A 12826-nucleotide genomic window follows, 5' to 3' on the forward strand; every position below is an offset into this window, starting at 1 on the left:
TCTTACCCTCTTTGTCCTGGTCCTTAGAGCGCTTCAGCGCCCGAGATGATTTCGATGAGTTCCTTGGTGATCTGAGCCTGACGCTGACGGTTGTAGTTGAGCGTCAGCTTGTTGATCATCTCACCAGCATTGCGGGTCGCGTTGTCCATGGCGCTCATCTTGGCACCCATTTCGCCGGCGACGTTCTCGAGCAGGGCCCGGAAGATCTGGACGGAAATGTTGCGCGGGATGAGATCCCCGAGGATCGCGCCAGCATCCGGCTCGTAGTCGTAGATCGCCGTCGCGCCCGTCGTCTCGGCAGCAACTGCAGGAGCGGACGCCGGAACGAGCTGGAGCGCTGTCGGGATCTGCGCGATGACCGACTTGAACTCGGAATAGAAGAGCGTGCAGACGTCGAATTCGCCCTGCTCGAACAGACCGATGACCTTGTGGCCGATCTGGTCTGCATTGGCGAAGCCGATCTTCTTGACTTCACGCAAGTCCACACGGTCGATGATCAGCGAGGCGAATTCGCGCCGCAGGATATCGAAACCCTTCTTGCCGACGCAGATGATCTTGACCGTCTTGCCGCTCGCCAGAAGCTTGCGGGTATGGTCACGCGCCAGACGCGCGATCTGCGAGTTGAAGCCGCCGCAAAGGCCACGTTCGGCCGTGCAGACGACGAGGAGATGAACCTGGTCCTTGCCCGTACCGGTCATCAAGCGCGGCGCCGAATCGTCCTGGCCGACAGCCTGGGCGATGTTGGCGAGAACGGCGCTCATGCGCCGCGAATAGGGCCGGGCGGCCTCGGCCGCTTCCTGGGCACGCCGAAGCTTTGCCGCGGCGACCATCTTCATCGCCTTGGTGATCTTCTGCGTCGCCTTGACGGAGGCGATCCGGTTTTTCAGATCCTTAAGTGAAGGCATCCGTTTTCCGTCCTGTAACACGATCCGGGAGAAGGTTCCCTCAGCGGATCATGCGTCAATCAAAGTTCCCGGGCTGCCTGCGCGCCGGAGGCGCGCAGGGCTCGAACCGTTAGGTCTCAGCCGAAGCTCTTGGCGAAGGCATCGAGAGCAGCCTTGAGCTTGCCCTTGGTGTCGTCGCTGATCGCCTTGTCGGTGCGGATCGTGTCGAGGATCGCCTTGCCCTCGGAACGCATGTAGCCGAGCAGGCCCTGCTCGAACTTGCCGACCTGGGCGACCGGCAGCTTGTCGAGGTAGCCGTTGACGCCTGCGAAGATCACGACGACCTGCTCTTCCGTCTTCAGCGGCGAAAACTGCGGCTGCTTCAGGAGTTCGGTCAGGCGGGCACCGCGGTTGAGCAGGCGCTGCGTTGCGGCGTCGAGGTCCGAGCCGAACTGGGCGAAGGCTGCCATTTCGCGGTACTGGGCGAGCTCACCCTTGATCGAGCCGGCGACCTGCTTCATCGCCTTGATCTGAGCGGACGAGCCGACGCGGGAAACCGACAGGCCGACGTTCACGGCCGGGCGGATACCCTGGTAGAACAGGTCCGTTTCAAGGAAGATCTGGCCGTCGGTGATCGAGATCACGTTGGTCGGGATGAACGCCGAAACGTCGTTGCCCTGGGTTTCGATGACCGGCAGAGCCGTCAGCGAGCCGGCGCCCATCTCGTCGTTGAGCTTTGCAGCGCGCTCGAGGAGACGCGAGTGCAGATAGAAGACGTCGCCCGGATAGGCTTCGCGGCCCGGCGGGCGGCGCAGCAGGAGCGACATCTGGCGATAGGATACAGCCTGCTTGGACAGGTCGTCGTAACCGATGAGGGCGTGCTTGCCGTTGTCGCGGAAGTATTCGCCCATCGCGCAGCCGGCGAACGGTGCGAGGTACTGCATCGGCGCCGGGTCGGAGGCGGTAGCAGCAACGATGATCGAGTACTGGAGAGCGCCGCGCTCTTCGAGAACCTTCACGAACTGGGCGACGGTCGAGCGCTTCTGGCCGATAGCGACGTAGACGCAGTACAGCTTGTCGCCGTCCGGGCCGTTGTCGTGGATCGCCTTCTGGTTCAGGATCGTGTCCAGAATGATGGCGGTCTTGCCGGTCTGGCGGTCGCCGATGACCAGCTCGCGCTGGCCGCGGCCGACCGGGATGAGGGCGTCGATGGCCTTGAGGCCGGTCGACATCGGCTCATGCACCGACTTGCGCGGAATGATGCCCGGAGCCTTGACGTCAACGCGGGCGCGCTGCTTGGCATTGATCGGGCCCTTGCCGTCGATCGGATTGCCAAGCGCGTCAACGACGCGGCCGAGCAGCTCCGGACCAACCGGCACGTCCACGATGGCGCCGGTCCGCTTGACGGTGTCGCCTTCCTTGATGTCACGGTCGGAACCGAAGATAACGACACCGACGTTGTCGCTTTCCAGGTTCAGCGCCATGCCGCGGATGCCGCCGGGAAACTCGACCATTTCGCCGGCCTGGACATTGTCGAGGCCGTAAACGCGGGCGATACCGTCACCGACGGAGAGCACCTGGCCGACTTCCGAGACTTCCGCCTCTTTGCCGAAGTTTTTGATCTGATCTTTGAGAATTGCGGAAATTTCCGCGGCGCGGATATCCATCAGCCGACCTCTTTCAGTGCAAGCTTAAGAGTAGAGAGTTTGGTGCGAAGGGACGTGTCGATCTGGCGGGATCCCACCTTGACGACCAGACCACCGAGAATGGACGGATCGACGGTGACGGCAATCGCCACGTCTTTGCCGGTGACGCCTTTCAGCGCCGCCTTCAATTCTGCTTCCTGCGCTGCGGTCAGCGCATGGGCCGAGGTGACCTCGGCCGTGATTTCACCGCGGGCGCGGGCCGCGATGACGCGGTATGCCTTGATCATGCCCGGAACGGCGAAGAGGCGGCGATTTGACGCAACCACCTTGAGGAAGTTTGCCACGAGGCCCGTAATGCCGGCCTTGGCGGCAACGGCAGCAATGGCCTTGGTCTGATCTTCGGCGGAGAAGACGGGGCTGGCGATCAGCCGCTTCAGGTCGTCGCTTTCGTCGATCATCGCCTGGAAACGGGCAAGATCGGCACCGACACTGTCAGCCGAACCGGCTTCCTGAGCGAGGTCGAAAAGCGAAGACGCGTATCTTTCTGCAACACCGGAAACAAGCTGGGATGTGTCTGCCACGGGCACAAGCTTCTCTTCTTTTCATTCAAGAGGCAGGGCAGTAGCTGAGCTACGGTCCTAACCACCTGAAATCGTTGCGGTAATCTTCAGTTCCTACAGGCTTTGGCGCCCGCTTTTTCTGAATTTCGCGGTTCGTCTAGCATAGGAAACCGGGACTCGCAACACGCCGGGCGCAGGAATGCGCCATAAGTCGGCCACAGTCGGGGCAAAAGTTGACTGCGCGGACTATGTTCTCTCACCTTTGAGCGTAAGAAGCCGCTTTTTGCGCTCAGAGGAAGCCGAAGGCATATCCGAGCGGCAGCGCGGCGAGTACCGCCTGCACCGCGAGAACGAGGAGGTTCTTGGCTGTGAAGGAACCGTCCGACATCAACGAGAGAATCCGGCCGAAAGCGGCCAGTGCGAACCCACCGCCGATCGCCATGTAGATCCAGCTCTGCGCCATCAACAGCGCGACGATGGCGATCCCCGCGTAGAAGCCGCCGGCCGAGCGGGCGAAGGCATATCCCTCGCGGCTTCCATCCCGCATCTGGAGCCCTGCAAGCTTCAACGCAGTACCCGGCGCGAACAGAGCGAAAAGGCCGAAGAGCACGGTCACAGCGGCTGCACAGAAGGCCAGGAACTCGCCCGTCTCGGTGGGGATATAGAATTCCATCGCAGCGTTTCTCCCGTCAGTGCCCGTCGCCCTCTATCGCACAGGCAACCGACAGGCAGAAGCGTGTCGGAAACATTCGCACAACTCTTTGTTAACCCTCGGCCTTAGAGGAAACTCTGCGGATCGATATCAAGCTGCACCTGAAGCGAGGCCCGCTCCTTCGGCCCGTTGGCGAGCATGGTCCGCAGGAAAGTCTGCATGTCGCTGTTGCGCCGCCCATGCACCAGCAGACGGAAACGATGGCGGCCACGGATCAACGCCAGCGGCGCCTCCGCAGGGCCGAGGATCGAGATGCCGGTGACCTGCGGTGCCGCCTGCCGCAGCCCGCGAGCATGGGCCTCCGCCTCGCCGCGCGTGTCAGCGGAGACGATGACCGAGGCGAGCCGGCCAAACGGCGGCAACAGCGCCTTTTCCCGTTCGCCGATCTCGCGATCGTAAAAGGCCTGCGCGTCGCCCGAGACGATGGCCTGCATGACGGGATGCGCCGGCTGGTAGGTCTGGATAAGACCATGGCTCTTGAGGCCCGAGCGGCCCGCACGCCCCGTCACCTGCGAGAGGAGCTGGAAGGTCCGCTCCGCCGCGCGTGGATCGCCGTTCGAGAGTCCCAGATCCGCATCCACCACACCGACCAGCGACATCAGCGGGAAATTGTGCCCCTTGGCGACAAGCTGCGTGCCGATGACGATGTCCGCCTCACCGCGCGCGATCGCCTCCAGCTCCAGCCTGAGCCGCTTTACACCCATCAGATCGGAAGAAAGCACGATGGTGCGCGCCTCCGGAAAGTGCCGCTCCACCTCCTCGGCGATACGCTCCACTCCCGGCCCGCAGGCGGCAAGGTGGTCGAAGGTGCCGCATTCCGGGCAGGCCTCGGGCGTGCGCTCGGCATGGCCGCAATGGTGGCACTGGATCTGCCCGCGGAACCGGTGCTCGACCAGCCAGCTCGAACATTGCGGGCACTGGAACCGATGACCGCAGACCCGGCAAAGCGTCAGCGGCGCATAGCCCCGGCGATTGAGAAAGAGCAGCGCCTGCTGTTCCTTCTCGATGGTGCGCTGGATGCCGCGCAGCATGACCGGCGAGAGAAAGCCGCCGCGTGCCGGTGGATGGCGCCGCATGTCGACGAGATGCAGATCCGGCAGCGCCGCATCGCCGTAGCGCGTCGGCAGATGTAGTTTGCGGTAGCGCCCGACATCGCTGTTGACGCGACTTTCGACCGAAGGCGTCGCCGAGACGAGCACGACCGGAAAATCACCGATGCGCGCCCTGACCACCGCCATATCGCGGGCATTATAGAAGACGCGGTCCTCCTGCTTGTAGGCCGGGTCATGCTCCTCGTCGACGATGATGAGGCCGAGATTTTCAAAGGGCAGGAACAGTGCCGACCGCGCACCGGCCACCACCCGCACATCGCCCGTCGTCACCTGCCGCCAGACGCGTTCGCGGGTGCGCGGGGCGAGATCGGAATGCCACTCCGCGGGCTTTGCCCCGAAACGATCATGAAACCGCTCGAGAAAACTTGCCGTCAACGCGATTTCCGGCAGCAGGATAAGCACCTGCTTGCCCCGTCGCAGCGTCTCGGCGATCGCCTCGAAATAGACCTCGGTCTTGCCCGAGCCGGTGATGCCGTCGATCAGCGAGACGGAGAATTCCCCCTTTTGCACGCTCTCGACCAGTTCCGCAGCGCTCTCCGTCTGCGGCCCTTCCAGCCGCGGTGCGACGTAGTCCGGGTCCGGCAGAGCCACCACCGGCGGCGGCGGCAGGAAGACCGTCTCGAAGGTGCCCTGCTTCACCAGTCCGTCGATGACGCTCGTCGACGTGCCGGAGGCATGCGCAAGGCCGGAGCGCGTCCAGGGTATGCCGTCCTCGATCAACTCGAGCACGCGCTCGCGTGCACTCGTCAGCCGCTCCGGCCGATGGCCCGTGAAACGCAGCCCCTCGATCATGGGTTCGGGATCGAAGGCGGTCGGCGCGCGCAGCGCCATGCGGGCGACGAGGCCGGGCGGCGTCACCGTATAGGCGGAAACCCAATCGAGGAAATCGCGCATCTCCTTCGAAAGCGGCGGGCAATCGAACACCTTTTCGATCGGCCGCAGTTTCTTCGGATCGACCCTTCCATCATCGCTACCGTCCCAGACGACACCGGGCACCAGCCGGGGCCCGAGCGGCACCTGCACGATAGAACCCGGTTCCACCGCCATACCCTCGGGCACGGAATAGGAATAGGGCGCGGGCGTCGGCACCGGCACCATCACGGGCACCGTGCGCGGAAAGAGTTTCTCCCCGAAAAGGTCGATCGAATCGCTGCTCATCGCTCGCGAAGATGCCCCCACCGCCGCGCGAAGAAAACCGCAAAGATCGCCGTCCCGCTCATTCGTCGTCCTCGGCCATTTCGCCGGTCAACCGCATGCCGTCGATCCAGGTCGCCCCGTCATTGCGGATGACACGCTTCGCCCGGACGCCGCAGCGCGTCTCCACCTCCAGCGCCAATCGTTCGGAATGGGTGACGATCCAGATTTGGCTCGATTGCGCCGCCCGGGCGATCATTTCGGCCAGCGGCGGCAGCATGTCCGGATGGAGACTTGCCTCCGGCTCGTTGAGCGCGATCAAGGGCGGCGTACGATAGGAAAGAAGGGCAGCGGCGAGCGCCAGGAAACGGATCTGCCCGTCGGAAAGCTCGCGTGGCTGGAAGACACGCTGCGGAAACTGCGGGAACACCAGACCGTAGGACGCGAACTCCTCCGGCTCCGGTACGGAAAGCCGCGCCCCGCCGAAGGCGTCCGACACCGCTCGGTCGAGATCGAGCGTATCCTCCCGCGTCCAGGTGAGCGTCGCGAAGACCGCCGCCATGTTCGCTCCGTCCTGGTCGAGCAATGGCGCGGTAACGGCAAGGCACGGCTGGCGCAGCGCCGAATCCCGATCGGAGCGGAAGCCGTGGAAGAAGCGCCATTGCGAGACGGCACGGCGGAAGGTGCCGATCTCAGGATAATGGCCGGCATCACCCAGCAGCGCGATGGCCGTTTCCGAAGTCAGTGCCTGCTCGGGATGCTCGACCATGCGGCCGGTCTCGTCGCGCACCAGTATGCCCGGCCCGGTGCGCTTCATCACCGTCACCGGCCGACGGCCGGTCTCGATGGTCAGCTCCTCCGCCTTCACCTGCGGCTCGAAGGCGAAACCCGCCGCGGCTTTCGGCGGGCGCAAACCGGCCTCGACACGGTAGCGGAAGGTGATCGCCCGTTCTTCGTCGAGGAGCTCGGTTTCGAGGCGGATACGCACCGGCTCGTTCGCCCGCCGCCGGCCCGTCCAGAGCGCCGAGGCCATGCCGCCTTCCGCGGCGATCTCATGGGCGAAGTTTCCGCGCACCGCGGCCTGCACCAGCTGGAGCGATCGATAGAGATTCGATTTGCCCGCTCCGTTTTCACCGACGAACAGGTTCACGCGGCCGAGATCCATGCGGATCGAGCGCAGCGAACGATAGTTTTCGGCGGACATGGAACGCAAAAGCATGATGGCCCCGGAATGAAGGAAGACCCTCTCTATACCAGCCACCGTGTCTAGAGGAAGGCAGACCGCTTTGCCCAGCCCCGACGCGAACGTTAGCAAAACCTTAAGCGGAAATCGCCGATGCTCCGACAAACGCCAAGGGGCCGCCCATGACCGATCTTCTCATCATCGCCGACCCGACATTGATGGCCGAGCGCCAGGGCTGGCTTGCCACGCTCGCGGAGGAGCGGCGGCTTTCCGGCAACACGCTGGATGCCTATGAACGTGACACCCGGCAATTCCTCGCCTTCCTGACACAGCACCTTGCCGCCCCCGCGCGACTGAAGGACATCGGCGAACTGCGGCCGGCGGACCTGCGCGGTTTTCTCGCCGCCCGCCGCCGCGACGGCGCAGGCGCCCGCACGCTCGGCCGTGGCCTTGCAGGGCTACGCTCGTTCCTGCGCCATCTGGAGCGCAAGGGGCTTGCCAACGCCGCCGGCGCCGCGGCCGTGCGCTCGCCGAAACAACCGAAATCCCTGCCGAAACCGCTCTCCGACCGGCAGGCGATCGCCGTCGTCGATGCTGGCGAGCAGCTGGCGGAGGAACCATGGATCCGCCTGCGCAACGCCGCCGTGCTGACGCTCCTCTACGGCTGCGGCGTGCGTATCTCCGAGGCGCTGTCGCTGACGCCGGCCGACTTTGCCGGCACGCCGACATCGCTGCGCATCACCGGCAAGGGCGACAAGACCCGCATCGTGCCGCTGATCGCACCGGCCCTTGCCGGCGTGAGGGATTATGTAAAACTCTGCCCCTTCTCGTTGGCGGAGGGCAGTCCGCTCTTCCGCGGTGCCCGCGGCGGCCCCCTGCAGCCGGCGATCCTCCAGCGCGAGATGCAGAAGCTGCGCGGCGCGCTCGGCCTGCCGGACAGCGCGACGCCGCACGCGCTGCGCCATTCCTTCGCCACGCATCTGCTTGCCGGCGGCGGCGATCTGCGCACCATCCAGGAATTGCTTGGCCATGCCAGCCTTTCCACCACGCAGGTCTATACCGGCGTCGATTCCGCCCGGCTGCTCGAAATCTACGACCGCGCCCACCCGCGGGCATAAGACCCCTTCGATGTCGAAGGGCGCTGGCCTGTTAAGGGATTGTGAGAACGACATGCGTAAAACCAATGTCGAAAGCACGAGGGGCGATTCTCAAGGATCGCAACGCGCTTCAGGGTCACCGAAAAGACAGGGAGTTCGACCATGACAGTCCTTCTTCGCAAACAGCGCGCGGCGCTTGCCGACCGGCTGGCCGAAGCCGGCCTCTGGGGCGTGGCGGTCGTCCATGTGCTGGTCGCGCTCTCCTTTCTCTTCGTGCTCGCCGCCCTGTCACCGGCTCGTGCGGAAGAACCGCCGGCCTGCGGCGGCATCAACCTGCTCGAGAAGTTCGAGAAGGACGATCCGGCAGGCTACGCCAAACTGCGCGCCGAAGCCGATGGTGTGCAAAACGGCAAGGGCATCTTCTGGAAGATCGAGAAGGACGGCCAGCCCAGCTCCTGGCTGCTCGGCACCATGCATGTGACGGATCCGCGCGTGCTGGCCATGCCGGAGGCCGCGCGCGCCGCCTTTGCTGCAGCGACCACTGTCGTGGTCGAGTCGGACGAGATCGCCGACGAGAAGAAGGCCGGCGCGGCGATACTCACGCGCCCCGACCTCACCATGTTCACCGACGGCAAGTCCATCACCGATTTCCTCGACAAGGAGGGCGCCGAGAAACTGGCCGAGGGCCTGAAGAACCGTGGGCTTTCGCTCGCTGCCGTTGGCCGCATGAAACCGTGGATGATCGCAAGCTTCGTGGCGCTGCCCGCTTGCGAGATCGCCCGCAAGACAGCAGGCGCGGCCTTCCTCGACCAGCGCCTCGCCAAGGATGCGCTCACCGAAGGCAAGACGCTGAAGGGGCTCGAAACGCTCGTCGAGCAGATTTCCGCCCTCGATTCCCTGCCGCTCGAGCCGCAGGTCCAGGGCCTCGTCCAGACGCTGGAACTCGGCGATACGCTGACGGACGTCATCGAGACGATGAGCCAGCTCTACCTTTCCGGTGATACCGGCATGATCATGCCGATGATGCGCGCCGCCGCGCCCGAGACGGATACGGACGCCAAGGCCTATGCCGATTTCGAACAGCGCATCATCATCGACCGCAACCGCACGATGGCAGAGCGCGCCGCGCCGATCCTGGCCGGCGGCAATGTCTTCATCGCCGTCGGTGCGCTGCACCTCGCCGGCCCGGAAGGGGTCGTCGAACTGCTGCGCCAGCAAGGCTTCACCGTCACGGCGGTGCCCTGAGCCTCAGGGCTTCCGGACGGTCGAGACCCTTCGGCCGATGCCTGCCAGCATCGTGCGCACGATCAGTTTGTGAAAGGGCATCACGGCCGCAAGATAGAGCCGGCCGAGGAGATTGTTGCGATGGACGAGCGTCATGACGCTGAGCGTCTGGCCGCTCGGCCGATCCTGCCGGACATCGATGACGATGCGAAAGTCGAGGTGCCGGTCGTCGAAGCCGAGCACCACCCGGTCGTCGCTTGCGCTGACCACGGGAAAGCCGCCGATCTCCGTCTCCGACGTCGCGACCCTCTCCGCCGCCCCTTTCAGACCGAAAGGCCGGACGAGCGCATTGCGCAGCACCATGAGGCGGCGCACCCAGCCGGGAGGATGTTCGAGCGCCAGCCGCGCCGCCTCCCGCGCCGTGAGGTGCTCGACCGGCAGGCCCAACGTAAAGCGATCCGCCCAGTCGGCGGCAGGCAGAAGCGGATGTGGAAGCGAGACGGGTCTCGAAACGGGCGACATGAAGGCCATCCTTAAGGCTTCCATGGTGCCCCGCTTCCCCGGATGAAGACAGGCGGCCGGTTGTCGCAGCCGCCTGACCGGATCACATGTGGATCGGCTTGAAGAAGGTTGCGAGCGCTGCTTCCTTGACGGCTTCCGACATGGTCGGGTGCGCGTGGCAGGTGCGGCCGAGGTCTTCCGAGGAGCCGCCGAATTCCATCAGCACGGCTGCCTCGTGGATCATCTCGCCAGCGCCGAAGCCGACGATGTGCACGCCGAGCACACGGTCCGTCTCCTTGTCCGCCAGCACCTTGACGAAACCGTCCGTCGCCAGCATGGCGCGGGCGCGACCATTCGCGGTGAAGGGGAACTTGCCGGCCTTGTAGGCGATGCCCGCGGCCTTCAGCTCCTCTTCCGTCTTGCCGACGGAGGCGACTTCCGGCTGGGTATAGACGACGCCCGGGATGACGTCATAGTTCACATGGCCGGCCTGGCCCGCAAGGATTTCGGCAACGGCGACACCCTCGTCTTCCGCCTTGTGAGCAAGCATGGGGCCACGCACCACATCACCGATGGCATAGATGCCGGCAACATTGGTCTGGAAGTGGTTGTCGATCTCGACACGGCCGCGGTTGTCCAGCACGACGCCGGCTTCCTTGAGGCCGAGGCCCTCGGTATAGGGCTTGCGGCCGGTAGCGATCAGCACGACATCGGCTTCGATCGTGGTCGCGTCGCCGCCCTTGACGGGTTCGAAGGTTACCTTGGCACCGGAAACCGCCTTCTCGACACCCGTCACCTTGGCGCCCAGCTTGAACTCCATGCCCTGCTTGACCAGCATGCGCTGAAACTGCTTGGAGACGTCGCCGTCCATGCCACCGAGGATGGTGTCGAGATACTCGACCACGGTGACCTTGGCGCCGAGGCGAGCCCAGACGGAGCCGAGCTCGAGGCCGATGACACCGCCGCCGACGACGATCAGGTGACCCGGCACCTTGTCGAGGGCGATACCGCCGGTGGAGGAGACGATGACCTTCTCGTCGATCTCGACCGGAACGCCCGGAATACCGGCGACATCGGAGCCCGTGGCGATGACGATGTTCTTCGTCTCGAGAACCTGCTCCTCACCCTTGTCGCTGGTGACGGAAACCTTGCCCGCGGCGAGCACCTTGCCGATGCCCTGGATGCCGTCGATCTTGTTCTTCTTGAACAGGAAGGCGACGCCGTCGACATTCGACTTCACCGTCGCATCCTTGTGCGCCATCATCTTGCCGAGGTTCAGCGTGGGCGTGACGCCCTCGATACCGAGCGCGTCCATGCCGTGGGCGGCATGGCTGTAGGTTTCGGACGCATGCAGCAGCGCCTTGGAGGGGATGCAGCCGACATTGAGGCAGGTGCCGCCATAGGTGGCGCGCTTTTCGACGACGGCGACCTTAAGGCCGAGCTGGGCCGCCTTGATGGCGCACACGTAGCCGCCGGGGCCGGAACCGATAACGATGAGATCATATGCCATGACAAGTCCTTCCTGCGCGGGGGCCTAGCGCCCGCCGCTGACGTTGAGGGCGGCACCCGTCACATAGGATGCCGCATCGGAGAGAAGATAGAGAATGGAATGAGCGACTTCATCGGCCGTGCCCGGCCGCTGCATCGGGATCAGCGATGCCATGTCACGCGCCCGGTCCGGCAGGCCGCCGGAGGCGTGGATGTCGGTGTCGATGATGCCGGGTCGCACGAGATTGACGCGTACGCCCTCCGCCGCGACCTCGCGCGCGAGGCCGACGGTGAAACTCTCGATGGCGCCCTTGCTGGCGGCATAATCGACATATTGCCCGGCCGCACCGAGCAGCGCAGCGACGGAGGAGATGTTGACGATCGATCCGCCCTTGCCGCCGTGACGGGTCGACATGCGGCGCACAGCCTCCTGGGCGCAACGGATCGAGCCCATCACATTGACGGCGAACATACGCTCCAGCCGCTCGGCGGACATCTCGTCGACGCGCTGCGGCAGCGCAACGATACCCGCATTGTTGACCAGCCCATCGAGCCGACCGAAGGTGCCGTCGATCGTGGAGAAGATGGAGGCAAGGCCAAGTTCCGTGCCGACATCCCCCTGTACCGGGATCGCCGAGCCGCCAAGCGCCCGGATATCGGCGACCACGGCCTCGGCTGCCTCGAGATTGGCGGCATAGTTCACCGCCACTTGCCAGCCCGCGGCGCCCGCCATGCGGCAGACACTGGCACCGATGCCGCGGCTGCCGCCGGTAACGAGAAGAACGGGGGCCTCCGTCATGCCGCACACCCCTTCCGTATGAAGACGTCCCAGGGCGCAACGCTCGCCTTGCCGTCATCCCACAGCTTCGAATAGCGGACCGACGGCCCGAAGCCGGAAAGAAGCAGGCTTTCGGCTGCCACAGCCCCCTCCTCCGGCAGGAGGCCGGCATCACCCGCGCCGTCAAACGCGTAGATCACGCCTTCCCACACCGTGCAGGCGGCGATCTCCTCGCCGGTGACGTCCCCTTCCGGGCAGTTGTACATGGCCATGCCGTTCGAGCGGGCGGGTTCGCCCGGCATGACGACGCCGTCAAGCACCACGCCGCTTGCCAGAACCTTCAGCTTGAAATGATGGCTCGTCGCCGCCGCATTCGAGCCGACAGGTTCGAATGCCAGCTCATAGCCCCCGTCGCGATCCGCATAGAGCGCGCGGTCCTGCCGGCACTCCGCCGCAGAAGCGGCGGTCGCGGCAAACAATCCGGCAACAACGAGGGCGGCGCGCATG

12 protein-coding genes are annotated in these 12826 nt (G+C 64.9%); 2 read left to right on the forward strand and 10 right to left on the reverse strand.

Going from position 1 to position 12826, the window contains the following annotated elements:
- Positions 1 to 23 precede the first annotated feature (23 nt).
- The 6 genes from K0P03_RS16870 to K0P03_RS16895 all read right to left on the reverse strand — a co-directional run bounded on the left by K0P03_RS16870 (position 24) and on the right by K0P03_RS16895 (position 7267).
- Complete coding sequence (locus K0P03_RS16870; protein ID WP_272790157.1) at positions 24 to 905, reverse strand: F0F1 ATP synthase subunit gamma; 882 nt, start codon at positions 903 to 905, stop codon at positions 24 to 26.
- Between the two features lie 116 nt (positions 906 to 1021).
- Positions 1022 to 2551, reverse strand: coding sequence for a F0F1 ATP synthase subunit alpha (atpA, locus tag K0P03_RS16875; RefSeq protein ID WP_050745531.1), 1530 nt, complete (start codon positions 2549 to 2551; stop codon positions 1022 to 1024).
- On the reverse strand, positions 2551 to 3117 hold the full coding sequence (locus K0P03_RS16880) for a F0F1 ATP synthase subunit delta (RefSeq protein ID WP_272790159.1): 567 nt from the start codon (positions 3115 to 3117) through the stop codon (positions 2551 to 2553). Before K0P03_RS16880 ends, atpA begins: the two co-directional genes overlap by 1 nt.
- 262 nt (positions 3118 to 3379) lie before the next feature.
- Positions 3380 to 3763 carry an AGROH133_08824 family phage infection protein gene (locus K0P03_RS16885; RefSeq protein WP_023513904.1) on the reverse strand — a complete coding sequence of 128 codons (384 nt, stop codon included), beginning with the start codon at positions 3761 to 3763 and terminating at the stop codon, positions 3380 to 3382.
- A 104-nt stretch (positions 3764 to 3867) separates the two neighbouring features.
- Positions 3868 to 6072 (reverse strand): primosomal protein N', encoded by a 2205-nt coding sequence (locus tag K0P03_RS16890; RefSeq protein WP_272790160.1) that lies wholly within the window; start codon positions 6070 to 6072, stop codon positions 3868 to 3870.
- A gap of 58 nt (positions 6073 to 6130) precedes the next feature.
- Entirely contained in the window at positions 6131 to 7267 is a 1137-nt protein-coding gene (locus tag K0P03_RS16895; protein WP_272790161.1) for an AAA family ATPase, read from the reverse strand.
- Between the two features lie 146 nt (positions 7268 to 7413).
- On the opposite strand from K0P03_RS16895, the gene K0P03_RS16900 reads away from it, so the two are divergent.
- On the forward strand, positions 7414 to 8349 hold the full coding sequence (locus tag K0P03_RS16900) for a tyrosine recombinase XerC (RefSeq protein WP_272790162.1): 936 nt from the start codon (positions 7414 to 7416) through the stop codon (positions 8347 to 8349).
- A 141-nt stretch (positions 8350 to 8490) separates the two neighbouring features.
- Positions 8491 to 9573, forward strand: a complete 1083-nt coding sequence (locus K0P03_RS16905) for a TraB/GumN family protein (protein WP_272790163.1) — start codon at positions 8491 to 8493, stop codon at positions 9571 to 9573.
- A 3-nt stretch (positions 9574 to 9576) separates the two neighbouring features.
- Here K0P03_RS16905 and K0P03_RS16910 read toward each other — a convergent pair whose 3' ends face one another.
- From K0P03_RS16910 to K0P03_RS16925, 4 genes are all read right to left on the reverse strand, one after another.
- Positions 9577 to 10074 carry a DUF2867 domain-containing protein gene (locus K0P03_RS16910; protein ID WP_023513148.1) on the reverse strand — a complete coding sequence of 166 codons (498 nt, stop codon included), beginning with the start codon at positions 10072 to 10074 and terminating at the stop codon, positions 9577 to 9579.
- Positions 10075 to 10156: 82 nt separating this feature from the next.
- A complete protein-coding gene (gene lpdA / locus K0P03_RS16915; RefSeq protein WP_272790164.1) occupies positions 10157 to 11563 on the reverse strand; it encodes a dihydrolipoyl dehydrogenase in 1407 nt (468 codons plus the stop codon).
- Between the two features lie 24 nt (positions 11564 to 11587).
- The gene (locus K0P03_RS16920; protein WP_272790165.1) at positions 11588 to 12340 is read right to left on the reverse strand and encodes an SDR family oxidoreductase; all 753 of its coding nucleotides are present in this window, start codon (positions 12338 to 12340) and stop codon (positions 11588 to 11590) included.
- Entirely contained in the window at positions 12337 to 12825 is a 489-nt protein-coding gene (locus K0P03_RS16925; RefSeq protein WP_272790166.1) for a hypothetical protein, read from the reverse strand. Before K0P03_RS16925 ends, K0P03_RS16920 begins: the two co-directional genes overlap by 4 nt.
- Between the last annotated feature and the right edge of the window lies 1 nt (position 12826).

The organism is Shinella sp. HY16, assembly GCF_028534175.1.
Lineage (GTDB): Bacteria > Pseudomonadota > Alphaproteobacteria > Rhizobiales > Rhizobiaceae > Shinella.

Excerpts from the sequence above, each read along its gene's own strand:
- K0P03_RS16925 (WP_272790166.1), bottom strand. The coding sequence starts at position 12,825 with ATGCGCGCCGCCCTCGTTGTTGCCGGATTGTTTGCCGCGACCGCCGCT.
- lpdA (WP_272790164.1), bottom strand. The coding sequence starts at position 11,563 with ATGGCATATGATCTCATCGTTATCGGTTCCGGCCCCGGCGGCTACGTG.
- K0P03_RS16870 (WP_272790157.1), bottom strand. The coding sequence starts at position 905 with ATGCCTTCACTTAAGGATCTGAAAAACCGGATCGCCTCCGTCAAGGCG.
- K0P03_RS16890 (WP_272790160.1), bottom strand. The coding sequence starts at position 6,072 with ATGAGCAGCGATTCGATCGACCTTTTCGGGGAGAAACTCTTTCCGCGC.
- K0P03_RS16895 (WP_272790161.1), bottom strand. The coding sequence starts at position 7,267 with ATGCTTTTGCGTTCCATGTCCGCCGAAAACTATCGTTCGCTGCGCTCG.
- K0P03_RS16920 (WP_272790165.1), bottom strand. The coding sequence starts at position 12,340 with ATGACGGAGGCCCCCGTTCTTCTCGTTACCGGCGGCAGCCGCGGCATC.
- K0P03_RS16885 (WP_023513904.1), bottom strand. The coding sequence starts at position 3,763 with ATGGAATTCTATATCCCCACCGAGACGGGCGAGTTCCTGGCCTTCTGT.
- atpA (WP_050745531.1), bottom strand. The coding sequence starts at position 2,551 with ATGGATATCCGCGCCGCGGAAATTTCCGCAATTCTCAAAGATCAGATC.
- K0P03_RS16905 (WP_272790163.1), top strand. The coding sequence starts at position 8,491 with ATGACAGTCCTTCTTCGCAAACAGCGCGCGGCGCTTGCCGACCGGCTG.
- K0P03_RS16900 (WP_272790162.1), top strand. The coding sequence starts at position 7,414 with ATGACCGATCTTCTCATCATCGCCGACCCGACATTGATGGCCGAGCGC.
- K0P03_RS16910 (WP_023513148.1), bottom strand. The coding sequence starts at position 10,074 with ATGTCGCCCGTTTCGAGACCCGTCTCGCTTCCACATCCGCTTCTGCCT.